Source organism: Variovorax sp. W2I14 (genome assembly GCF_050435205.1).
GTDB classification, from domain to species: domain Bacteria; phylum Pseudomonadota; class Gammaproteobacteria; order Burkholderiales; family Burkholderiaceae_C; genus Variovorax; species Variovorax paradoxus_C.
The window spans coordinates 2779769-2801967 of sequence record NZ_JBNDJX010000001.1 but is presented as its reverse complement, the minus strand read 5'-3'; the positions used below and the strand labels follow the sequence as shown (position 1 = coordinate 2801967).

Sequence of the window (22199 nt, the reverse complement as noted above, 5' to 3'; positions counted from 1 at the left end):
TGAAACCCGCAGCAACGTAAGGCGCGCACGGATGGCGCGGCATTGATGCCGGGTAGCGGGGGGCGTTGTGTGATTTCGTTTTATTCGAGTTGTCGTAGTAAGACTACGACAAGTCGATCAAATCAAAATCTTGCGGCGATTTGAAATTGTCTGAATAATCGTAGTGTGACTACGACAAGTCGATCAAAAATAAATTCGCTGATGGCTCAAGTGCCGGGCGGAACACCTGTCACCAGCGAAGACCTGGCGCAGGAGGGCATCTCCGCCGACCTGGCCGTTCACTACGTGCGGGCGGGGTGGCTCCGGCGCCTGGCGCGCGGCGTGTATTGCCGTCCTGACGCTCCCTTGCAGCGAGACCCCAGCTTGCTGCTGCTCCAACGCCAGATACCGGGGCTCCACGTGGGCGGCAAGTCCGCGCTGGACTGGCATGGCATACGCCACTACGTCTCGCAGGCGCCAAGGCTGCACCTCTATGGCCTCAAATCGGCCAGGCTGCCGGAGTGGTTCACCGAGGTCTTTCCCGCGGAGTACCACCGCAAGCAACTCTTTCGCAGCGACACGTCGGGCATGCAGTACGCACGCCCGTTCGAAGGGCGTGCGAATGCACCGAATGTCTCGGCCCCGGAGCGCGCATTTCTGGAGATGCTGAGTGAGGTGGGCACGCGCCAGCCGTTGTCGGAGGCGCGCGAATTGGCGGAGGGCACGTACAGCTTGCGATCCTCTGTGCTCGGCGAACTTCTGCGCGATTGCAGCAACGTGAAAACGGTTCGCCTATGCCTTCACCTCGGCCGCGAATTGTCCTTGCCATGGGCGAAGAAGCTGGACCCGGCGAGCCTGCCCACCGGCGGCAGTCGGCCATGGGTCTCCAGAACCAACGACGGACTGCTGATCCTTAAATCGTGAACGACCTCTATCTCAAGACGGCGCGCCTGCTGACCCAGGTTGCGCCCTTCGTCTTCGCCGACGAAACCTTTGCGCTCAAGGGCGGCACCGCCATCAACCTCTTCGTGCGAGACATGCCGCGGCTGTCGGTCGATCTGGATCTTGTGTTGCCGGATCACACGCTGTCGCGCGATGCGGCGCTCAGGAAGATCAAGGATTCGCTTGGCAAGGCTGCCGATGCACTCAAGGCCAAGGGATTCCGGACGCATCTCTCCGGCGTGCCGGCTGCTGACGAAACCAAGCTCTTCGTGAAACGCGACGACGTCGAGGTCAAAGTGGAAGTCAACTACGTGATGCGAGGGACCGTGAAGCCCGTCTCGGTGATGGGGCTCGCACCCAGAGCCCAGGAAGTACTCCAGGCGGAGTTGGATATCCCGGTGGTGTCGCTCGACGATGTTTATGGCGGCAAGCTCGTCGCAGCCATGGACCGGCAGCACCCGCGGGATTTGTTCGACGCGATGCAGTTGCTGGAAAACGAAGGCATCACGAGCGGCATCCGGCGTGCCTTCGTGGTCTACCTCGCAAGCCACAAGAGGCCGATTCATGAGGTCTTGTTTCCACGGCTGCGCGATGTGAGCACCGAATTTCAGGCCAACTTCCAGGGCATGACCACCGAGCCTGTCGAACTGGACGCACTGCTCGCAGCGCGAGACCAGATGATTGCCACGCTCCACAAGGAACTTGATGCCGAGGAGCGCGCATTTCTCGTGACCCTTGCCAACGCTGCGCCGGAATGGCACCGCATGGGCATCGCGCACCTTGGCGCGATGCCCGCGATTCAATGGAAGCTGCAGAACCTGGCGAAGCTGAAAGAGTTGAACTCGGCCAAGTTCGAGGAGCAATCGCGCGAACTGGCCGAGAAGATTTCAGGCCTCGGAGAGGCCAGATAACTCCCGGCTGGGTGTGAAGGTCAGCGCTGCGGCATGTCCTTCACCGAATACCCCAAGCTCACCGTCGCATCCTCCGGAATCGCCGGCATCGTCGCGTTCCACGCGAGCCAGTCTTCACGCATCGCGGCCAGCCGTTCGGGCTCTTTCTTGCCGAGGTTCGCGCGCTCGCGCTCGTCGGCCGGAATGTTGAACAGGTACTCGTTGCCGTCGACCTTCAGGTACTTCCAGTCGCCGTCGCGCATCGCCTGCTGGCCGCGGTGGTTCATGCGCCAGTGCAGCGGCCGGCGGAAGCTCTGCTTCGCATCCTTCAGCACGGGCATCAGCGACACGCCGTCCAGCGGGTAGTTCGCATCGGCCTTCACGCCAGCGGCTTCGAGCATGGTCGCGGACCAATCCATCGTCATGCAAAGCTGCGCGCTCTCGCCGCCCTTGGCGATCACGGCGGGCCAGTGCGCGATCCATGGCACGCGGATGCCGCCTTCGGTCAGGTCCATCTTGCCGCCGACGAGCGGCCAGTTGTCCGAGAAGCGCTCGCCGCCGTTGTCGCTGGTGAACACCACGAGCGTGTTGTCGGCCATGCCGTGCTTCTGGAGCGCGGCCATGATCCAGCCGATGCCTTCGTCCATGTGATGGATCATGCGGCGGTACACGTGGATGTTGCCGCCGGCCAGGTCGAAGAGGTTGTCCTTGATGGCGGGCGCCTTCTCGGCGTCGTCGCGGGTTTCCCAGGGCCAGTGCGGGGCGGTGTAGTGCAGGCTGAGGAAGAACGGTTGTTCCTGCTTCGCCATGCGCTCCACGTAGTCCACGGCGCGCTTCGAGAGCATGTCGGTGAGGTAGCCGTCTTCCTTCTTGTCCTCTTCGCCGAACCACAGGTCGTGCTGGCCGGCGGAGTCGCAGTGGGTGAAGTAGTCGACGCCGCCCGACATGGGCCCGAAGAACTCGTCGTACCCCGAGCGCAGCGGACCGAAGTGCGGCGGGTAGCCCAGGTGCCACTTGCCGATGAGCGCGGTCTGGTAGCCGCTGGCCTTGAACAGCGAGGGCAGCGTGGGGTGGTCGGTCGGAAGGCCCAGCGTGCTGCTGCCACGGCTGCTGCTGCGAATGGGCTCTTCGGCTGCGCCGCGCAGCCGGTACTGATACCGCGCGGTGATCATCGCGAAGCGCGTGGGCGAGCACACGGGCGAGTTCGCATAGCCCTGCGTGAGCTTCAAACCGTTGGCGGCCAGGCCGTCGAGCACCGGCGAGACGGGGCCGAACGCGGCGTCGCGGCCGCCGTAGCAGCCGAGGTCGGCATAACCGAGGTCGTCGGCGACGATGAAGATGATGTTGGGTCTGCTGGTCATGGGTAACGAATGAGGTTCAGGGCTGGTAGCCCGACTTCTGCACCACAGGCGCCCACTGCGTCTTGTAGGCCTTCAACATCGCGATGGTCTGCGCCTGCGAGCTCACCACGGGCGTCATGCCCGAGTCCTTGAACTTGCGCTGCGTGTCCGGGTCTTGCATCACGTCGCGGATGGTCGCGGCCAGGCGCTCGATCTTGTCCTTGGGCATGGTGGCGGGGGCGAAGAAGGTGTTCCAGCCGGTGGCGGCGAGGTCCAGGCCCGCTTCCTTGAAGGTCGGGATGTTCGGCGCGAAGGGCGAGCGCTTCTCGCCCGAGAGCGCGAGGATGCGCAGCTTGCCCGCGTTGTGCTGGGGGATCACCACGTCTTCGGTGTCGACGGCGATGGGCACCTGGCCGCCGATGAGGTCGTTCAAGAGCGGTGCCGAGCCGCGATAGCCGATCACCTGCGTCTGAACCCGGGCCTTCTCGCCGACCATCAGGCCGAAAAAGTGCGGCAGGCTGCCGGTGGCGGGCACGCCCACGTTGGCCTGCTGCGGATTGGCGCGCATCCACGCGAGCAGGTGGGGGAGTTCGCGCACGGGCAGGGTAGGCGAGACGGCCAGCGCGAAGTCGTAGGCGTTGACGTGCGACACGGGCACGAAGTCGCGCTCGGCGTCGTAGTTGTTGTCCTTGAAGACGAGGGGCGCGACCACCATCACGGCGGGGTTCGCGAGCATCAGCACGTTCTGGTGGGCTGGCGTGAGCTTGACCTGCTGCGCCGCAAGGCGGCCGCCCGCGCCGGGCTTGTTGTCGACGATGACGGGCACGCCGAGCTTGGCGCCGAGCTTCTCGCCGACGATGCGGGCCACGCGGTCGGTGGCGCCGCCGGGGGCGTAGCCGACGACGATGTGCAGGGGGCTGTCGAGCGTCTGCGCGTTCGCGCCGATCGCAATGGTCGCCATGAGACCGGCTGCGGCCAGCAGGCCGACGGCGCGGCGGGTCATGCGGCGGTCGATGCGAAGGTTGGGTTGGTTGGGGTTCAGCATGGTCTAGGTTCCTCCTCGTTCAGTTGTTCGGTCGTCTTCAATCGTCTTCAGTCGTTCGCCTGGAAATTCACGGCCTTCATGATGCCGGCCCAGCGTGTCGTGTCTTCGCGCATGGTCTTCAGGAGCGCGTCGCTGCCATCGGCGATGGGGTACATGCCGTTCTGCAGCAGGAGCTGCCGCACCTCGCGCGTGTTCACGGCGCGGGTGAGTTCGGCGCGCAGCTTGTCGACGATGGCAGGCGGTGTCTTCAGCGGTGCGTAGTACGCGAACCATGCGGTCGCGACCACGTCCTTGTAGCCGGCCTCCACGAAGCACGGCAGGTTGGGCATGAGCGGCGAGCGCTTCTCGCCGCTGGTGGCCAGCACCTTCACGCGGCCCGAAGGCAGCATCTGCTGCGCGCCGCCGACGGTATCGAAGTACACGGGCACGGTGCCGCCCATCAGGTCCTGCCGCGCGGGCGTGGAGCCGCGATAGGGCACGTGCACCATCTTCAAGCCTGCTGCCCGGTTGAGCATTTCGCCGAGAAAGTGCGAGGGCGTGCCCGCGCCGTAGGAGCCGAAGCTCAGCTTGTCGCCCTGTGCCTTGGCCCAGGTGATGAATTCGGGAAGCGTGCTGGCGGGCACGTCCTTGTGCACTGTGAGCGCGAGTTCGAAGCGGGCCGCGTTCAAGAGCGGAATGAAGTCCTTCACCGGGTCGTACGAGAGGTTGCGGTACGCGCTCGGGAACATCGTCATCATGCTGGCCGTGCCCAGCAGCAGCGTGTGGCCGTCGGGCGGCGCGGTCTTCACCGCGTCCACGGCGATGCGGCCGGCCGCGCCCGAGCGGTTGTCGATGATGAGCGGGCCGAGCGAGTCGCGCACCTGCTGCGCGATGGCGCGGGTCAGCACGTCCTGCGTGCCGCCGGCCGGCACGCCGATCAGCACCTTGATGGGCTGGCCGGGCACGAAGGCTGGCTGCGCATGCGCAAGGTCGGCCAGCGGTGCAAGCGCCAGGCCGCCCAATGCGGCGAGTGCATGGCGGCGGTCGAAGGCAAGGCTGCTGCTGGGCATGGGCGGTTCTCCGGGTTCTCGGTCGATGGCGAACGACTTTAGAGACGCTACAGTCGATTGATCTAATCAACCATACCCCGGACTAACCCCAGATGCCCGCCGCCGCCAATGTCGATGCTGCCGCGCCACGCCGCCCGCTCGACGACCTGCTGCTCTACCGGATGTCGCGGCTGCTTTCGGTGGCGGGGAGCATGGTGATCCGGCTGTGCGAAGGGCGCTTCGGCATCACGCGGCGCGAGTGGCGGTTGATCGCGGTGCTGGCCAGCCGAGGCGAACTGAGCTCCTCGCAACTGGCCGAGCATGCGCAGCTGGACCGGGCGCGCACCTCGAAGGCGGTGGGCTCGCTGGTCGCAAAGCAACTGATCTCGCGGGTGGCCAAGGCCGGTGACCGGCGGCAGGTGCAGCTGGGGCTGACCGAAGCGGGGCAGGCGCTGTACGACGCGCTCTTTCCGCTGGTGACGAAGATCAATGGCGACCTGATGAAGGCGCTGGATGCGGAGGATGCGGCGCGCTTCGATGCTTCGCTGAATCTGCTGCAGGCCAAGGCCGAGCGGATGGTGGAAGAGGCGGTGTTGCCGAAGGCGGACAGGGGCCGCCGCAATACGCCCTCGATCCGCTGACCTGTGTTCGGTATCCGGGCTCGTTCAGGCCGGCGCGCGCAGATCGTTCTCGCGCAGCATGATCGGTGCCGAGGAGCCCGCAGCCAGCCGCCTCCGCACGGCCGCATCGAACTCTTCGATGTGCTGGCCGTAGGTGGCGAGCGGGTCGGCGTTCTCGGCGGTGCGGTAGTGATAGCGCAAGACTTCCCTTCCGATGCTCGCATTCACGTCCTGGCCCTCCACCGTCACCGAAAACCTGACCGTGCCCGAAGCGTCGTGAAAGAAGGGGGCGTCAGCCATGGCGTGGCTTCGTGTGTGTCAAGGGGATTCCTTTGGAGGGGTGCGCAGGAAGACTCCCGCGTCGGGTCACTCTAGTCCTTTAGTCGGGTGGCGTCTGTCGGGTCTCACGCTTATGCTCTCGCCGCCGCAAATGCACTGGCGCGAGAGCGCCGACGAGAAGGAGAAGCCGATGAGTTCCATGGAAGAAGTCTGGGCGTACCGCGAGGAGACGCTCTACCCGCGGTTGTTCGGCGACAAGCGCAGCGGCATCTACGTGCTGGACTTCGATGTGTTCTCGTCGCTCGGCGCCGAGGACATCGACCCGGCCTGGCTGCACCTGGGCGTGTTCGAGTTCGAGCCGACGCCCGCGCGCAACTCGTGGCTCTACGTCACCTCCGGTGGATCGACCCCTTGGGGAACAGAGCCCGACGAGTACGACCCCGAGGACTATTCATGGCTCGGCTCCGAACTGGTCATCGAGGTGCATTCGCAGCCCGAGGACCAGTGGACGATCAAGCTCCTGCGCCGGGTGCTGGCCTTCAACGTGCTGCTCGCACACGGTCGCTTCGGCGAAGACAAGCCGCTGCTCGACTACGGCGACCGCATTCCGATGGGCGATGTGATCCGCGCGAAGGGGTCAGTGGGCCTGCGCAACATCGTGCTGGCCGAGCCGAAGCACTATCCCGCCACGGCGCAGTTGGCCTCGGGCAAGTTCGACTTTCTGCATGTGGTCGGCATCACCGATTCCGAAAAAGACTGGGCCAAGGCGCACAGCTCGGAAGCGCTGGTGCGGCTGCTCGAAGTGCACGGCGGCTTTCCGGTGACAGACCCGGGGCGCAAGGCTGTGGTGTGAACTGATCAGCCGCCGACGTACGCCGCGAGGTGCTTGCCCGTGAGCGTGGCGCGCGCCTTCACCAGATCCGCCGGCGTGCCTTCGAACACGACCTTCCCGCCGTCATGCCCCGCGCCGGGCCCGAGGTCGATGATCCAGTCCGCATGCGCCATCACCGCCTGGTGGTGCTCCACCACGATGACCGACTTTCCCGCATCGACCAGCCGGTCGAGCAGGCCGAGCAGTTGCTCGACATCGGCCAGGTGCAGGCCGGCGGTCGGTTCGTCGAGCACGTAGATGCCGCCTTTCTCGGCCATGTGCGTGGCCAGCTTCAGGCGCTGGCGCTCGCCGCCCGAGAGCGTGGTGAGGGGCTGGCCGAGGCTCAAGTAACCGAGGCCGACATCGGCGAGCCGTTCGAGGATGGCGTGCGCGGCCGGGGTGCGCGCATCGCCCGTGCCGAAGAACTCGGTGGCCTCGGTGACGGACATGGCGAGCACCTCGCTGATGTCGCGCTTGCCGAGCTTGTGTTCGAGCACCGAGGCGTGGAAACGCTTGCCTTCGCACTCCTCGCAGACCGTGGCGACGCCGGCCATCATCGCGAGGTCGGTGTAGATGACGCCCGCGCCGTTGCACGCGGGGCAGGCACCTTCGGAGTTGGCGCTGAAAAGCGCGGGCTTCACGCCGTTGGCCTTGGCGAAGGCGTTGCGGATCGGATCGAGCAGCCCGGTGTAGGTCGCGGGGTTGCTGCGCCGCGAGCCGCGGATCGAACCCTGGTCGACCGACACCACGCCCGCGCCTGCGGGAATGGACCCATGCACGAGTGAGCTCTTGCCCGAGCCCGCCACGCCGGTCACGACGACGAGCACGCCGAGCGGCACGTCGACGCTGACATTGCGCAGGTTGTGCGTCTTTGCGCCGCGAATCTCCAGCTTGCCGATGGGCGTGCGCACCTTCTTCTTGAGTGCGGCGCGGTCATCGAGATGCCGGCCGGTGAGGGTGGTGCTCGCGCGGAGTTCATCGACCGTGCCTTCGAAGCAGATGGTGCCGCCCGCCGAGCCCGCGCCGGGGCCGAGGTCCACCACATGGTCCGCGATGGCGATGGCCTCGGGCTTGTGCTCCACCACGAGCACGGTGTTGCCCTTGTCGCGCAACCGCAGCAGGAGGCCGTTCATGCGCTGGATGTCGTGCGGGTGCAGGCCGATGGTCGGCTCGTCGAAGACGTAGGTCACGTCGGTGAGCGAGGAGCCGAGATGCCGGATCATCTTCGTGCGCTGCGCCTCGCCGCCCGAGAGCGTGCCCGAGGGGCGATCGAGGCTCAGGTACCCGAGGCCGATTTCCACGAACGAATCGAGCGTGTGCGCGAGCTTCTCGAGCAGCGGCGCGACCGAGGGCTCGTCGAGGCCGCGCACCCATTCGGCCAGGTCGCTGATCTGCATCGCGCAGGCGTCGGCGATGTTGATCTTCTTGATCTTCGAGGAGCGCGCGCCTTCGCTCAGCCGCGTGCCGTTGCACTCGGGGCAGGTGCTGAAGGTGACGGCGCGCTCCACGAAGGCGCGGATGTGCGGCTGCATCGCATCGACGTCCTTCGCGAGAAAGGACTTCTGCACCTGCGGAATCAGCCCCTGGTAGGTGAGGTTGATGCCATCGACCTTGATCTTGGTCGGCTCCTTGTGGAGCAGCGCATCGAGTTCCTTCTTGGTGAACTTGCGGATCGGCTTGTCGGGGTCGAAGAAGCCGCAGCCGTTGAAGATGCGGCCATACCAGCCCTCCATGCTGAAGCCCGGAATGGTGAGCGCGCCTTCGTTGAGCGATTTGCTGTCGTCGTAGAACGCGGTCAGGTCGAAGTCGGTGACCGCACCGCGCCCCTCGCAGCGCGGACACATGCCGCCGGTGCGGTTGAAGATCTGCTTCACCGTCTTGCTGGCGCCGCGCTCCACCGTGATGGCGCCGGTCGCTTTTACCGAGGGCACGTTGAAGGCAAAGGCGCTCGGCGAGCCGATGTGCGGCTTGCCGAGGCGGCTGAAGAGAATGCGCAGCATCGCGTTGGCATCGGTCGCGGTGCCGACCGTGGAGCGCGGGTCGCCGCCCATGCGCTCCTGGTCCACGATGATCGCGGTCGTGAGGCCGTCGAGCACATCGACCTCGGGTCGCGCAAGCGTGGGCATGAAGCCCTGCACGAAGGCGCTGTAGGTTTCGTTGATGAGCCGTTGCGACTCCGCGGCGATGGTGCCGAAAACGAGCGAGCTCTTGCCCGAGCCCGAGACGCCGGTGAACACGGTGAGCCGGCGCTTGGGCAGCTCGACGCTGATGTCCTTCAGGTTGTTCACGCGCGCGCCCTGCACGCGGATCATGTCGTGGTGGTCGGCGGCGTGGGGCGTGGTCTTCGGCGTTTGCTTCGGCGTTTCCTTCTTCTTCGGGGCTTTGCTGCTGCTGCTCATCGGGTCTCCATCGTTTCTTCTTGTCAGGCGGTTCAGCGCAGTTGCTGGATGCGGATCATGTTGCCCGCCGGATCGCGCACCGCGCAATCGCGAACGCCGTACGGCTGCTCGGTCGGCTCCTCGACGATCTCGGCGTCGGCGGCCTGCAGTTTCGCGAAGGCGGCGTCCAGGTCCTGGGTGGCCAGAAGCATCGTGGCGTAGGTGCCCTTGGCCATCATCTGGGCGATGGTGCGGCGCTCTTCGTCGGTGATGCCGGGCGTGGCGGCCGGCGGGTACAGCACGATGGAAACGCCGGGTTGGCCGACGGGGCCGACGGTGATCCAGCGCATGCCGCCGTAGCCGACGTCCTTGCGGATCTCGAAGCCGAGGGTGTCGCGGTAGAAGGCCAGCGAAATCTCCGCGTCGCTGTGGGGAAGAAAGGTCGAGTGGATGGTGATGTTCATGGCGGGTGGTGCTAAGTGGGTTCGGGCCGCGATGCTAATTCCGGCTGGGGCTCTGGCGCTTCTCGATTCCTGATCGGTCGCGTCACCTGCCTCGCCACGCACGACGGCATGCCCTCCGTCGTGTTCGCGTCCTTCCGGCGGTAGACGCCGGGCGGCACGCCGACCAGTTCGGTGAAGCGGGTGGTGAAGGTGCCCAGCGACCCGCAGCCGACCGCGAAGCACACGTCGGTCACGCTCATGTCGCCGCGGCGCAGCAACGCCATCGCGCGCTCGATGCGCCGGGTCATGAGGTAGGCGTAGGGCGGTTCGCCGTAGGCGATGCGGAACTGGCGGCTCAGGTGGCCGGCGGACATGCCCGCATCGCGCGCGAGCGTTTCGACGTCGAGGGGCTGCGTGTATTCGCGGTCGATGCGGTCGCGCACGCGGCGCAGCGTGGCGAGGTCGCGCAGTTGCTGCGCTTCGGTGGGTCTGCCGGTCATCCGCGGGATCGTGCCACGGTGCGCCGGGGGGCTCAAGCCGCCCGCGGTCGGCTACGAACCTTGGGAGTTGGCCGGTCGGGCGCCGGCCAGGGCGGCCGAAGGAGCCGAGGCGGCAGCCACAGCCGGATCGGCCTCGATGCGCATCTTCGGCAGGAACTGCGGGTACTCGCGCTGCATGAATTCGATGAGCCCCTCGCGCACGCTGCAGCGCAGGTCGAAGGCCAGGCCCGAGGTGGCGGCGGTGCAGAGCACGCGGACCTGCATCGTGCGCTCGGTGGCGTCGGTCACGCGCAGGTTGAAGAAGCGGCCGTCCCATTCGGGCGCGGCCTTCACGATGCGCTCGACCTCGGCGCGCAGCGGTGCGAGCGGCATGCCGTAGTCGAGATAGATGAACACCGAGCCGAGCAGCTGCGCCGAATGGCGCGTCCAGTTCTGGAACGGCTTCTCTATGAAATAGCTGAGCGGCAGGATGAGCCGCCGCTCATCCCAGATCTTGAGCACGACGAAGGTGCCGGTGATCTCTTCGACGCGGCCCCATTCGCCTTCGACCACCAGCACGTCGTCGATGCGGATCGGCTGCGCGAGCGCGATCTGCAGGCCGGCGATGAGGTTGCTGAAAACCGGCTTGGCCGCGAGGCCGGCCACGATGCCGATCACGCCGGCCGAGGCCAGCAAGCTCGCGCCGACCTGGCGCGCGCCCGGAAAGGTCATGAGCATCATCGCGCCGCCGGCCACGATGACCACCGACATGGCGGTGCGCGCGAGCACACGGGTTTGCGTGAGCACGCGGCGCGCCTGCAGGTTGTCGGCCACGTCGGAAGGGTGCTGCGCCAGCACGCCGTCGGCGAAACCGCTGATGGCGCGCACGATGAGCCAGGTGGCCGCGGCGATGAGCAGGAGGCCGTTCAGGTGCCGCACGCTGGCGATGAAGCGCAGGTCGTCGGGCGCGGCCTGGAACACCAGGAGCAGCGCCACCAGCGGCATCACCAGCCGCGCGGGCGACTGGCAGTTGACGACCATCGCATGCACGGCGGGCGCAGGCCGCGTGATGCGCCGGAGGACAAGGCCGCCGATGCGGTGGACCAGAAGAGCGAGCGGAACGGCGACGAGGACGGCAAGCCAGGTGCCGAACCAGGGGTGGGCAAGGATCTCGTGGGTCATCAGGCGGTGGTGGTCGCTGTTTCTGTTGTCTCGTTCAGAGGTTGAAGAATCCGCGCCGCGTCGTCGCGCAGCTGCGTGGCAAGGGCCGTCGCCAGGTCGAGTCGGCGCAGCAGCCAGGGGCTGATGTCGTTGTCGAACGGGTCGGGCAGGGGAATCGGGCCGCCCACCGTGGTGGAGCCCGGGCTCTCGGGTTGAGAGGGGCCGGTGGTCGGTGTAGTTCCGATGGCGGCCTCGATACGTTGCGCAGTGCGCGCGAGCGGCCCTTCGACCTCGCCGGGCGTGAGGCGGTCGCGCCGCAGCACGAGCATCGATTTGACGGCGCTCAACTGCGCGAGCATCTGGTAGCTGTGGGCCTGCAGGTGTTCCAGCGGCTCCAGCGGCGGCTGCACCGCGCGCGGCTCGGAGAGGGCGCGCTGCGTGGCCTGGACCAGCGCCGAGAGGCTGTCGAAGGCCTCGCGGCGCGCGAGCCGCCATTCGAGCTCGGGGCTGCTGTCGATGGCCTGCAGTTGGCCGAGGCCGAGCGCAAGGCGCGCATGCCGGGCCTGCGCCGTGAGCACGCGTGCCACCAGCGCGGGGATCTGCGTGCGCTCCCACGAGGGCAGCACGTAGCAGAAGCCCCAGGCGAGCGCGGCGCCGATGAGCGTGTCGGCGATGCGCTCGAACAGCGCGAAGATGGGCGCGGTGCCGGTGTTCAGCATGTGCGCCTGCACGAGGCCGAGGACCGTGGCCGCCACGGCGGTGATGAGGTAGCGCCGCACCGCGAAGCTGTGCGCAATGGCCTGCGCCACGGTCACGATGACCAGCAGCCACAGCGCCGACGGATGCGCCGAAAGCAGCCCCACCGCGAGCACGCAACCCAGCAGCGTGCCGGCCACGCGGGCATTGCGCCGTTCCAGCGTCTGCGAGAGGCTGCCGCGCAGCACCACGACGATGGTCAGCAATATCCAGTAGTCGTGCGAACCCCAGGGCATCGACACCGCGATGGCATAGCCGGCGGCAATGGCCAGTGCGGCGCGGATCGCGTGGCGCAGCGGCGGCTGGTCCCAGCGCCACAACGTGAAGAAGGGGCGCCAGGTCCAGTCGGTCGGGCTCACGAAGAGCTGCCAGTTGGCGCGCACCACGGCCAGGTTGGGCTCGGCATCGCCGCGCGCCATGGCCGACAGGCGCAGCACCTCGTCGTTGATGTGGCCGATGCGACTCGCGAGGCCGCGCGCGAGCATCGCGGCGGTCGGGCCCGACAGATTCGGATGGCCGTGGTGGTGCTCGTCGTCCGCAGTCACGTGGATGGCCGCGAGGCGCGGGCGACGGTCGGTCACCGGGTCGGGGTGGCGGCCCAGCATGAGCGCGTCGGCGAGTGCGATGGTTTCGTCGGAAAGCTCTTCGAGCACGCGGCGCATTTCGATCAGCGCATCGGCGTGGGCCGGGTGGGCCAGCAGCGCATCGAGGTCGAGCTCGCTCGCGAGCAGCTGGTCGCGCATCTCCAGCACGATCACCAGCATGGCCGCGAGGCGCTGACGGCGTGGGGTGCGGGGGGATTCAAGGACGATGTCGCGCGTGGCCTGTAGCTGGTCGGCCAGTGCGGCTTGTTCACGTAATAGCTGGCCCAGCACCGGAGCGGGCGTGTCGCGGATGTCGCGGGTTTCGTCCTGCGGGGTGAACTGACCAGCCTCGGTGCGCATCAGCGCGGCCAGCGAATACAGCACGTCGGCCACCGACTGGGTGCGAAAGCGCCCGTTCAGCGCGAGGTTCGCGAGCGTCGCCCAGATCACGTACAGCCCCGCGCCCAGCCCGAAATGCCAGGTGCGCAGGACGGCCTCGGCCATGTCGACCGGCGCGGGCGTGGCCATCGAGAAGATCATCGAGAACATCACCGCGATCGCGATGGGAATGCCGCGCTTGCCCCAGGCCATGGCGAGGAAGGCCATGAAGGTGGCGGGCACCAGCAGCAGGCCCAGGCGGATGGGCGCGGTGTGCAGCATCTGCACCGCGAAGAAGAGCGGCAGGCCGATGAGCGGCGCCGGCAGCATCTGGAAGAACTTGCCGCGGCGCGGGCCGGGCAGGTCGGGCGGCGCGGTGACGATCACGCCGGTGGCAGCGGCCGACGCGGCAATGGTGCCGAGCCAGAGGTGCACGCCACCCGAGATGAACAGCAGGCCGAGCGCGACGGTGAGTCCGCTCGCCACATAGTGGCTGAGCGCATTGCGCAACGCGGCTCGGACCCGGACGGCTGCGCTGGGCCCCGTCATCACTTGGCGGGAGCGTCGCCCTCGGAGGGGCTACCGGCGGCAGGGGCGTCGCGGCGGATGCGGGTGAGCTTGCGCGGTGCGGGCTTGGCGGCCACGGCGGGGGTTTCACCCTCGGCCGATTCGTCGGCGAAATCGGCCACCGTGCTGCGGGCGTAGAGGTCGACCGAGGCGTCGTCGGTGTTCGACTTGGTCGAGGCCGACACGGCGCGCACGCGGTCGCTGGCGCGCAGCTTGTCGTCCACGTTGGCGAACTTCGAGTACTTGGCGAGCAGCGGCACGATCTGGCCGTAGATGCGCGGGGCGCCGGCCAGGCACTCGCGCTGCTCGAGGAATTCGGGCTCGCCGGTGAAGTTGCCGATCAGGCCGCCGGCCTCGGTGACCAGCAGCGAACCCGCGGCCACGTCCCAGGGGTTGAGGCCGGTTTCGAAGAAGGCGTCGGTGAAGCCGGCGGCCACGTAGGCGAGGTCGAGCGCGGCGGCGCCGGGGCGGCGCAGGCCGGCCATACGGGGCATCATGTCCGCCATGATGGCCAGGTACTGCTTGAAGTTGTCGCCCGAGCGGAATGGGAAGCCGGTGGACACCAGGCACTCGCTCAACTTGGTGCGCTTGGAGACGCGGATGCGCCGGTCGTTCATGTAGGCGCCGCGGCCTTTGGTGGCGGTGAAGAGGTCGTTGCGGCTCGGGTCGTAGATGACCGCCTGCTCGATCTTGCCGCGCACCGACAACGCGATGGACACGCAGTAGACCGGGAAGCCGTGGATGAAATTGGTGGTGCCGTCGAGCGGATCGATGATCCAGACGTAATCGGAGTCTTTGGCACCGTGTTCGGTGCCCGATTCTTCGGCCAGGATGCCGTGCCCCGGGTATGCGCCAAGCAGCGTTTCGATGATGACCTTCTCGCTGGCGTGATCGACTTCGGTGACGAAGTCGTTGACGTGCTTTTGCGAGACGCGGACCGATTCGACGTCGAGGGCGGCGCGGTTGATGATGGCGCCGGCGGCGCGTGCGGCCTTGACGGCCACATTGAGCATGGGATGCAGGTTGGGGGACGACATTCTGGATTGTGAGAAGAACGGTGGGAATGGTCCCCAAAATGCGAGCTCTTGGTGACCCTGCGGCCCGGCGATGCGGGCGGCGAGAATCGGGCATTTTACCGGCTCTGCCCCGTTAGTGTCTCCAAACCCCCCATGCGCACCCGTTTCATCCTGATCCAGACCAGCCACGCCGGCAATGTGGGCGCCGCCGCCCGCGCCATGAAAACCATGGGTTTCGACGACCTCGTGCTGGTGGCGCCGCGCTGGGCCAACGTGCTGCGGCGGGAAGAAACCATCCAGCGCGCGAGCGGCGCACTCGACGTGCTGACCAACGCCCGCATCGTCGAGACGCTGGACGAAGCGCTCGATGGGGTGACCCATCTGTGCGCCACGGCCATGATCCCGCGCGACTTCGGCCCGCCCACGCGCACGCCGCGCGAGCACCTGGAGCCGCTGGCGAAAGCGGGCGATGCGCAGCACGTCGCCTTCCTGTTCGGCTCGGAGCGTTTCGGCATGCGCAATGAAGACGTCTACCGCTGCAACGTGGCCCTGAGCATTCCCACGGATCCGAAATTCGGCTCGCTCAACCTGGGCGCGGCCATTCAGGTGGTGGCCTATGAATGGCGGCTGGCGCTCGGCGGGTATGAGGTGCGCGACGCCACTGCGCCCGTGCAGGCGGCCGATGCGCAATCGGTGGCGGGCATGCTCGACCACTGGGAGCGCTCGCTGGTCGACATCGGTTTTCTCGACCCGGCCGCGCCCAAGAAGCTGATGCCGCGGCTGCAGCAGTTGTTCAACCGGGCCCAGCCGACACCCGAGGAAATCCACATCCTGCGCGGCATCGCCAAGGCCATGACGGACGCCGCCAAAGGCCCAAAGAGCGGCTCCTCGAGCTAAAACCCCATCGAAAGTACGCGAAGACACCGGGCTTTAGACTGCCCGCCCACTATCGATATAACGACAACAAGGGCAGCGATGTTCTCTCGACTGCGCGCCGACATCCGGTGCATCCTCGAACGCGACCCGGCGGCTCGCAGCGCCTGGGAAGTGATGACGGTCTACCCGGGCTTCCACGCCGTGGTGCTGCATCGCTGGGCGCACGCCTGCTGGACGCACGGATTCAAGTGGCCCGCCCGCTTCATCGCGCACTGGGCGCGCTGGATGACCGGCATCGAGATCCATCCCGCAGCCAAGATCGGCGAGCGCGTGTTCTTCGACCACGCCATGGGCGTGGTGGTCGGCGAGACGGCCGAGATCGGCGACGGCTGCACCATCTACCAGGGCGTGACGCTGGGCGGCACCTCGCTCTACAAGGGCACCAAGCGCCATCCGACGCTGGGAAAGAACGTGGTGGTGAGCGCGGGCGCCAAGGTGCTGGGCGGCTTCGTCGTCGGTGACGGCGCCAAGATCGGCAGCAACGCGGTGGTCATCAAGCCGGTGCCGGCCGGGGCGACCGCGGTGGGCATTCCCGCACGCATCATCCCGTCGAAGACCGGCGAGAGCGCCGATGTGTCCGAGTCGCAGAAGTTTTCCGCCTACGGCATCACGCAGGAAGACGATCCGCTGAGCCAGGCCATGCGCGGGCTGATCGACAACGCCTCGGGCCAGGAGCATCAGATCGCGCTGCTGTGGCAGGCGATCGAGAAGCTCTCGGCGCAGCCGGGAAGCAAGGACTGCGTGCCCGGCGATGCGGCGCGGGGTGAGTGCTTCGAGGCGGAGAAGCTGACGCAGCTGGTGGGGAAGTAGCGCGCCTCTCGGACGATTGCCGAGTTCCCGAGCGCCTGCAGACATCGGGCATCGGCGAGACAATCGCGGCGCTTTTGCTTTGACCACCCGGCGTGCGGTGGCAAGAAACCGAGCTCTCTCCCATGTCATCCCCGCCCGCCGCTTCGACTTCCACGTCTCCGTCCACGCCCCCGTTTTCTCTGTGGCGCATCGCCATACCGGCTTTCGCCCCCTCGCTGCTGTTCGGCTTGGGCGAGGGTGCCATCCTGCCGATCGTGCCGCTGACGGCGCGCGACCTGGGTGCTTCCGTGCCCATGGCCGCGCTGGTGATCGCGATGATCGGCATCGGCTCGCTGTTCAACAACATCCCCGCCTCGATGATCACCATGCGATGGGGCGAGCGCTGGGCCATCGTCGCGGCGGGCGTGTGGAGCGGCCTTGGCATGCTCCTCTGCGTGCTGACCTCGCACCTGGGCCTGTTCGCCACGGGCTGCTTCATGGTGGGCATGTCGCAGGCGGTCTACAACCTCGCGCGCCAGAGCTACATGACCGAGGCGGTGCCCATCGAATACCGTGCGCGGGCCTTGTCGACGCTGGGCGGCGTCATGCGCATCGGCATGTTCGCGGGACCTTTTCTTGCGGCTGCGGCCGTGCATGCGTTCGGCCTGTGGGCCGCCTATGTGGTCGGCATCGTGGCGGTGATGGCGGCGGCCGCCATCGGCGCGCGCATCCCCGACCTGGAGGCGCCGCCGGTCCCGGCCGGTCAGGCCACGCCGGCCTCGACCTCCATCGTCTCGACGCTGCGCGATCACCGCCGTGTGTTCCTCACGCTCGGTATCGGCGTGGTGCTGGTGAGCGCGGTGCGCGCTTCGCGCCAGGCCGTGATTCCGCTGTGGGCCGACCACCTGATGCTCGCGCCTTCGGTGGCGTCGCTGATCTACGGCCTGGCGGGCGGCATCGACATGCTGGTGTTCTATCCGGCCGGCAAGGTGATGGACCGGAAAGGCAGGCGCTGGGTCGCGGTGCCGTCGATGCTGATCATGGGACTGGCCATGCTGCTGATGCCTCTCACGTCAGGCGTCGTGACGCTGTTGATCGCTTCCCTCGCGATCGGTTTCGGCAACGGCATCGGCTCGGGAATGATCATGACCCTCGGCGCCGACCACTCGCCGCGCCACGGACGCGCGCACTTTCTCGGCATCTGGCGTCTGATGTCCGACATCGGGTCTTCATGCGGGCCGGCGCTGCTGTCTCTGTTGGCGGGTGGTTTGTCGCTTGCGGCGGGGATCGCGGTGACCGGGCTGATCGCCTTTGCTGCGGCGGGGATGCTGGGTTATTGGATTCCGCGGCATGCGGGCGCCGGGGGCAAGGGGCGGGGAGTGGCGAGATAGTCCCCGTTCGACAACGAACACGGGCAAAGGACGAACCGCTGCAACCTGCCGTCTCCTAGCCATTCAGCACGAGCGACCCCTGCGGATACTGCGCGCACATGAAGTCGACGAACGCCCGTACCTTCGGCGCGGGCAGTCGCCTCGATGTATGCAGCACCCAGAGCGCGACCTCCACGCCTGAAACCATGCCCCACTGAACCAGTTCTCCGCGCGTCAACTGGTTCCACGCGATGGACTGCGGTATCAGGGCAGCGCCGGCACCGGCGATGGCAGCGTCGCGAATCATCAGGAACGAGGAAAGCCTCAGCCGCGGGATCGGCTCCAGGACCAGGCGTCCGTCGTCGAGCGTCCAGTTCCCGTCCTGAAAGTTCGTTGAAACGATGCCGGGGACCGGGCTGGCCTTGCCTGGCTTCGGCATCGGCACAGACGGCGCGGCCACGACCACCAGCCGGTCCTTGGCGAAACACCGGCCCACGAGGCTGCTGTCCGGCGCTGGATTGATCCGGATCGCGGCATCGAACTGCTCCTCGACGAGGTCGACCAGGCGATCGTCCGCCACCACCTCGCAGCTGACCTCCGGGTAGGCCGTGCAGAACTCGGCCGAGATGCGGCCCATCGTCAACTGGGAGAACAGCACCGGTGAGGCGATGCGCAGGCGACCGCGCGGTACAGATAAGCCCTCGCGCGCGGACGTCATGGCGTCGGCCACTTCGTGCATCGGCCCTTCGGTGCGGTCCATCAGCATCTGCCCGGCTTCCGTGAGCTTGAGCCCGCGGGCGCTGCGCTCGATGAGCCGCACGCCCAGTTGCTCTTCCAGGTCGGCGATGCGCCGGGACAGCGTCGCCTTCGATCTGCCGCTCGCGCGGCTTGCTTTGCCGAGGCCGCCGTTCATGGCGACAAGCGCGAAGTCGCTCAATGCATTCAGGTCCATGGTGTTCCGGATTTGAAACGAGGTGTCTTCATTTTCGGGTCTTTGTTTTAGCAATGCAACGGCCTATCTTCTCCCCATCGCAACTCAACTGGAGAAACTGAAATGACCACCACCCTCAACAACGCCACGCAACGCGCTGTACTGATCCGGGCCTATGGCGGCGCTGCCGCCGCCGAGATCGCCGGCATCGCAAGGCCCACGGCCGGGCAGGGCCAAGTCCTGGTCCGCGTCCGGGCCGCCGGCGTGAACGGCATCGACTGGAAGATTCGCGAAGGCTTCGTCAAAGACGCTTTCCCGCTTCAACTGCCGGCCGTGCTGGGCATCGAACTGGCTGGCGTCGTCGAAGCGCTCGGCCCCGACGCCTCGCGTTTTCACGTCGGCGATCGTGTGATGGGCCCGCTCGGCGGCCTGGGTGCCTATGCCGGGTTCGTGGCGGTCGACGAAGCGAAGCTCGTGCGCACGCCGCAGGGCCTGGACGATGTGCACGCGGCCGCCATCCCTGTGGCGTCCGTCGCAGCCTGGCAAAGCCTGCACCACGCAGGCCCGATCGTCGCAGGCCAGCGAATCCTGATCCACGGCGCGGCGGGCGGGCTGGGTGGCTATGCCGTGCAGTACGCCAAGCAGGCGGGCGCCGAAGTCTTCGCAACCGCGTCGACCGCGCACGTCGACTACGTTCGCAGCCTGGGCGCGGACCACGTCATCGACTACCGCACCGAACGCTTCGAATCGATTGCGCGAGACATCGACCTGGTGCTCGACTACGTCGGCGGCGAAGTGCTCGATCGCTCGTGGCAGGTGCTGAAGAAGGACGGCGCGATCGTCGGCACGTCCTCGCCCGACATCCTGGCACGCACGCCTTCCGGCCGCCGCGGGCTGTGGTTCATGAACAAGCCGGACACCGCGCTCCTGGAGCGGCTGGCGGCGGAGATCGCCCAAGGCACGCTGATCTCGAAGCTCGACGAAGTCGTGGGCTTCGACGACATCCCCGCAGCCATCGAACGCAATCGCACCGATCCGCGCATCGGCAAGGTCGTGGCGGACTTCTCGCGCTGATCGAGTTCTTTCCCTCTTTCCCCTTCAACCCGTTTTCCCTCAACCATCTGGAGATTTTTTCATGAGCATTCTCGTCACCGGTGCCACCGGCACCATCGGTTCCCTCGTCGTCCAAGGCCTGGCTGCTGCCGGCGCCGAAGTCAGCGCCTTCGTTCGCACATCCGGAAAGCAGAGCTTCCCGGCCGGCGTCAAGGAGGTCGTCGGCGACCTGACCGACGTGCCTTCGATGCGCGCGGCACTGTCGTCGGTGCGCACACTGTTCCTGCTGAACGCCGTCACGCCCGATGAAGTGACCCAGGCCCTCGTTGCGCTGAGCCTGGCGCGCGAGGCCGGCATCGAGCGCATCGTCTACCTGTCGGTCATCCATGCGGACAAGTTCACCGACGTGCCGCACTTCACCGGCAAGCACACGGTCGAGCGAATGATCGAGAGCCTCGACATCCCCGCGACCATCCTCCGGCCGGCCTACTTCATGCAGAACGAGCGCATGGTCCAGCAGGTGATCCAGGGCTACGGCGTCTACCCGATGCCGATCGGCTCGTCGGGCGTCGCGATGATCGATGCGCGAGACATCGCGGACATCGCTGTCGCCGAACTGCTGCGCCGCGATCGCGCGCCCACACCGTTGCCACGCGTGACGCTGGAACTGGTGGGGCCCGAGCGGTTGACTGGCGAATCGGTGGCCAAGCTGTGGAGTGCGGCGCTCGGTCGCGACGTGACTTACGGCGGGGACGACGTGGCGGCGTTCGAAGCGCAGATGGCCTCATCGGGACCGTCCTGGCTTGCCTACGACATGCGCCTGATGATGGCCGGGATCCAGAAGTTCGGCATGCACGGCGCGAACGGTGCGGTGGATCGCCTGCAGGCCATGCTCGGGCGTCCCTTGCGCAACTACGCCGACTTCGTCAAGGAGGCTGTTGCTGCGGCGTAGAGGCGCGCCTCGGGCGCCCGTTCCGTTGCCGGCATTCGGCGACAAAGGGTGATGGGTACCATCGGCCAGCAGCAGACCTCCACAGCAATGACCTCCTCAGTAGTTGTTTCGCTCGACTTCGATTCCGCATCCGACGCGATGGCACTGGTAGGGCTGCTTGGCGTTGAAGCGGATCACTACAAGGTCGGTCTTCAGACGCTGACAGCGGCGGGCCCGGATTTGCCGCGCCAGCTTGTCAGCCTGGGCAAGCGCGTGTTCCTCGACCTGAAGCTTCACGAGATTCCCACTTCAGTCGCAGGCGCTGTCAAAGAGGCGGGAAAGCTCGGGGCCACATGGGTGACGGTCCACGCTTCGGCAGGCTCGACGGTCCTGCGGGCTGCGGTTGACGCGGCGGCGGCTTTCCCTCATCTCGAGGTACTGGCGCTGACGGTCATCACCAGCTTGAGCGACGAAGACTTGCCCGAAATTGGCCTTGCGCCCTCGGTCGACGCACAGGTCCAGAGGCTCGCCCTGTTGGCGAGCAAGGCGGGGTGCCACGGCGTCGTCGCGTCGGCCCGAGAGGCAAAACTATTGCGCCAGGTTCTTCCCGAAGGTGCCCTCATCGTCTGTCCAGGCATCCAGTTGCTCGGTGGCGGAGGCGGAGATCAAAGGCGGATCGCCGACCCCGCGGCCGCAGCCGAAGCAGGCGCCTCGCATGTGGTGATCGGGCGAGCGATCACAGCGGCGGACGATCCGGTGGCTGCATTCCGAACTGCGATGAATGCATTTCTCGATGGCGCGCGAAGGGCGACTTGACTATCGGCGGAGCGTCTTGTGACCTGCCGCTATTGAGCACCGGGGCAATGTCCGAAGCAGCGCCCTGGACTCACTCTCCCTTCAACCCGACCGCTTCCCCGCCGTGCCGTGCAGCGACCCATGCACATGCCCCGCGTGCTGCCCGAAGGTCTCCGGTGCGAGCGCGGCGGTGTCCAGTTCCTGCAGGATGCCGCAGGCATTCGCGGACTCTGGCCCGCAGCATTGCAGGCGCAGCGCCTTCAATTGCTTTTCGAGGGTCTTCAGTTCGGCGATGCGCGCGGCCACATGGCCGATGTGGTCGTCCAGCAGCTGGTTGACCTCGCCGCAGTCGTCTTGCGGCGCGTCGCGGAATTTCAGCAGGCTGCGGATCTCGTCGAGCGTCATGTCCAGCGAGCGGCAGCGCCGGATGAAGCCCAGGCGCTGGGCGTGTTCGTCGTCGTAGATGCGGTAGTTGCCGTCGGTGCGCGCGGGCTCGGGCAGCAACTGCTCGCGCTCGTAATACCGGATGGTTTCGACCGGCGTGTTCGCAGCCTTGGCGAGTTCACCGATTTTCATGATGCGGCAAATCCAGAAGTGGAAGTTCAGCGTTTGACTCTACACCTGCTTCAGGGTTTCCA

General features: G+C 66.8%; 22 protein-coding genes. 10 read left to right on the top strand and 12 right to left on the bottom strand.

Annotation, left to right across the window (positions count from 1 at the left end):
* Positions 1–165: 165 nt before the first annotated feature.
* Positions 166–903: a type IV toxin-antitoxin system AbiEi family antitoxin domain-containing protein gene (locus QF040_RS13005; RefSeq protein WP_429611359.1), complete on the top strand. Its 738-nt coding sequence runs from the start codon at positions 166–168 to the stop codon at positions 901–903.
* A complete protein-coding gene (locus QF040_RS13000) occupies positions 900–1832 on the top strand; it encodes a nucleotidyl transferase AbiEii/AbiGii toxin family protein (RefSeq protein ID WP_429611358.1) in 933 nt (310 codons plus the stop codon). The genes QF040_RS13005 and QF040_RS13000 overlap by 4 nt, the downstream gene beginning before the upstream one ends.
* A 20-nt stretch (positions 1833–1852) precedes the next feature.
* Here QF040_RS13000 and QF040_RS12995 read toward each other — a convergent pair whose 3' ends face one another.
* From QF040_RS12995 to QF040_RS12985, 3 genes are all read right to left on the bottom strand, one after another.
* On the bottom strand, positions 1853–3172 hold the full coding sequence (locus QF040_RS12995; protein ID WP_429611357.1) for a sulfatase family protein: 1320 nt from the start codon (positions 3170–3172) through the stop codon (positions 1853–1855).
* Positions 3173–3188: 16 nt separating this feature from the next.
* On the bottom strand, positions 3189–4154 hold the full coding sequence (locus QF040_RS12990) for a Bug family tripartite tricarboxylate transporter substrate binding protein (protein WP_429614650.1): 966 nt from the start codon (positions 4152–4154) through the stop codon (positions 3189–3191).
* A gap of 89 nt (positions 4155–4243) precedes the next feature.
* A complete protein-coding gene (locus QF040_RS12985; RefSeq protein ID WP_429611356.1) occupies positions 4244–5245 on the bottom strand; it encodes a Bug family tripartite tricarboxylate transporter substrate binding protein in 1002 nt (333 codons plus the stop codon).
* A 92-nt stretch (positions 5246–5337) separates the two neighbouring features.
* Here QF040_RS12985 and QF040_RS12980 point away from each other — a divergent pair, with 92 nt between their 5' ends.
* Positions 5338–5865 carry a MarR family winged helix-turn-helix transcriptional regulator gene (locus QF040_RS12980; protein ID WP_429611355.1) on the top strand — a complete coding sequence of 176 codons (528 nt, stop codon included), beginning with the start codon at positions 5338–5340 and terminating at the stop codon, positions 5863–5865.
* A 24-nt stretch (positions 5866–5889) separates the two neighbouring features.
* Here QF040_RS12980 and QF040_RS12975 read toward each other — a convergent pair whose 3' ends face one another.
* Positions 5890–6144, bottom strand: a complete 255-nt coding sequence (locus QF040_RS12975; RefSeq protein ID WP_307607881.1) for a DUF1488 family protein — start codon at positions 6142–6144, stop codon at positions 5890–5892.
* Positions 6145–6313: 169 nt separating this feature from the next.
* Here QF040_RS12975 and QF040_RS12970 point away from each other — a divergent pair, with 169 nt between their 5' ends.
* A complete protein-coding gene (locus QF040_RS12970; RefSeq protein ID WP_429611354.1) occupies positions 6314–6976 on the top strand; it encodes a suppressor of fused domain protein in 663 nt (220 codons plus the stop codon).
* A 5-nt stretch (positions 6977–6981) separates the two neighbouring features.
* Here the strand turns inward: QF040_RS12970 and QF040_RS12965 are convergent, their stop codons facing one another.
* Genes QF040_RS12965 through QF040_RS12940 form a run of 6 tightly spaced genes read right to left on the bottom strand, consistent with a single transcriptional unit; the run spans position 6982 to position 14777 of the window.
* Positions 6982–9393, bottom strand: coding sequence for an ATP-binding cassette domain-containing protein (locus tag QF040_RS12965; protein ID WP_429611353.1), 2412 nt, complete (start codon positions 9391–9393; stop codon positions 6982–6984).
* Between the two features lie 32 nt (positions 9394–9425).
* Positions 9426–9836, bottom strand: a complete 411-nt coding sequence (locus QF040_RS12960; protein ID WP_307684027.1) for a VOC family protein — start codon at positions 9834–9836, stop codon at positions 9426–9428.
* Between the two features lie 11 nt (positions 9837–9847).
* Positions 9848–10315, bottom strand: a complete 468-nt coding sequence (locus tag QF040_RS12955) for a helix-turn-helix transcriptional regulator (RefSeq protein ID WP_429611352.1) — start codon at positions 10313–10315, stop codon at positions 9848–9850.
* Positions 10316–10366: 51 nt separating this feature from the next.
* The gene (locus QF040_RS12950; RefSeq protein WP_429611351.1) at positions 10367–11476 is read right to left on the bottom strand and encodes a mechanosensitive ion channel family protein; all 1110 of its coding nucleotides are present in this window, start codon (positions 11474–11476) and stop codon (positions 10367–10369) included.
* Positions 11476–13722, bottom strand: a complete 2247-nt coding sequence (locus QF040_RS12945; RefSeq protein WP_429611350.1) for an FUSC family membrane protein — start codon at positions 13720–13722, stop codon at positions 11476–11478. The genes QF040_RS12950 and QF040_RS12945 overlap by 1 nt, the downstream gene beginning before the upstream one ends.
* The gene (locus tag QF040_RS12940) at positions 13722–14777 is read right to left on the bottom strand and encodes an inositol monophosphatase family protein (RefSeq protein ID WP_429611349.1); all 1056 of its coding nucleotides are present in this window, start codon (positions 14775–14777) and stop codon (positions 13722–13724) included. Before QF040_RS12940 ends, QF040_RS12945 begins: the two co-directional genes overlap by 1 nt.
* A 132-nt stretch (positions 14778–14909) precedes the next feature.
* Here QF040_RS12940 and QF040_RS12935 point away from each other — a divergent pair, with 132 nt between their 5' ends.
* The 3 genes from QF040_RS12935 to QF040_RS12925 all read left to right on the top strand — a co-directional run bounded on the left by QF040_RS12935 (position 14910) and on the right by QF040_RS12925 (position 17872).
* Positions 14910–15653 (top strand): RNA methyltransferase, encoded by a 744-nt coding sequence (locus QF040_RS12935; protein ID WP_307643937.1) that lies wholly within the window; start codon positions 14910–14912, stop codon positions 15651–15653.
* A 57-nt stretch (positions 15654–15710) separates the two neighbouring features.
* The gene (gene cysE, locus QF040_RS12930) at positions 15711–16502 is read left to right on the top strand and encodes a serine O-acetyltransferase (protein ID WP_306879047.1); all 792 of its coding nucleotides are present in this window, start codon (positions 15711–15713) and stop codon (positions 16500–16502) included.
* Positions 16503–16624: 122 nt separating this feature from the next.
* A complete protein-coding gene (locus tag QF040_RS12925; protein ID WP_429611348.1) occupies positions 16625–17872 on the top strand; it encodes an MFS transporter in 1248 nt (415 codons plus the stop codon).
* 55 nt (positions 17873–17927) lie between these two features.
* Here the strand turns inward: QF040_RS12925 and QF040_RS12920 are convergent, their stop codons facing one another.
* Positions 17928–18803, bottom strand: a complete 876-nt coding sequence (locus QF040_RS12920) for a LysR family transcriptional regulator (RefSeq protein WP_429611347.1) — start codon at positions 18801–18803, stop codon at positions 17928–17930.
* A gap of 102 nt (positions 18804–18905) precedes the next feature.
* On the opposite strand from QF040_RS12920, the gene QF040_RS12915 reads away from it, so the two are divergent.
* The 3 genes from QF040_RS12915 to pyrF all read left to right on the top strand — a co-directional run bounded on the left by QF040_RS12915 (position 18906) and on the right by pyrF (position 21582).
* Positions 18906–19856 (top strand): NADP-dependent oxidoreductase, encoded by a 951-nt coding sequence (locus tag QF040_RS12915; protein ID WP_429611346.1) that lies wholly within the window; start codon positions 18906–18908, stop codon positions 19854–19856.
* A 61-nt stretch (positions 19857–19917) separates the two neighbouring features.
* Positions 19918–20787, top strand: a complete 870-nt coding sequence (locus QF040_RS12910) for an NmrA/HSCARG family protein (protein ID WP_429611345.1) — start codon at positions 19918–19920, stop codon at positions 20785–20787.
* Between the two features lie 51 nt (positions 20788–20838).
* On the top strand, positions 20839–21582 hold the full coding sequence (pyrF, locus tag QF040_RS12905) for an orotidine-5'-phosphate decarboxylase (RefSeq protein ID WP_429611344.1): 744 nt from the start codon (positions 20839–20841) through the stop codon (positions 21580–21582).
* Positions 21583–21663: 81 nt separating this feature from the next.
* Here the strand turns inward: pyrF and cadR are convergent, their stop codons facing one another.
* Entirely contained in the window at positions 21664–22137 is a 474-nt protein-coding gene (cadR, locus tag QF040_RS12900) for a Cd(II)/Pb(II)-responsive transcriptional regulator (protein ID WP_429611343.1), read from the bottom strand.
* Positions 22138–22199 lie beyond the last annotated feature (62 nt).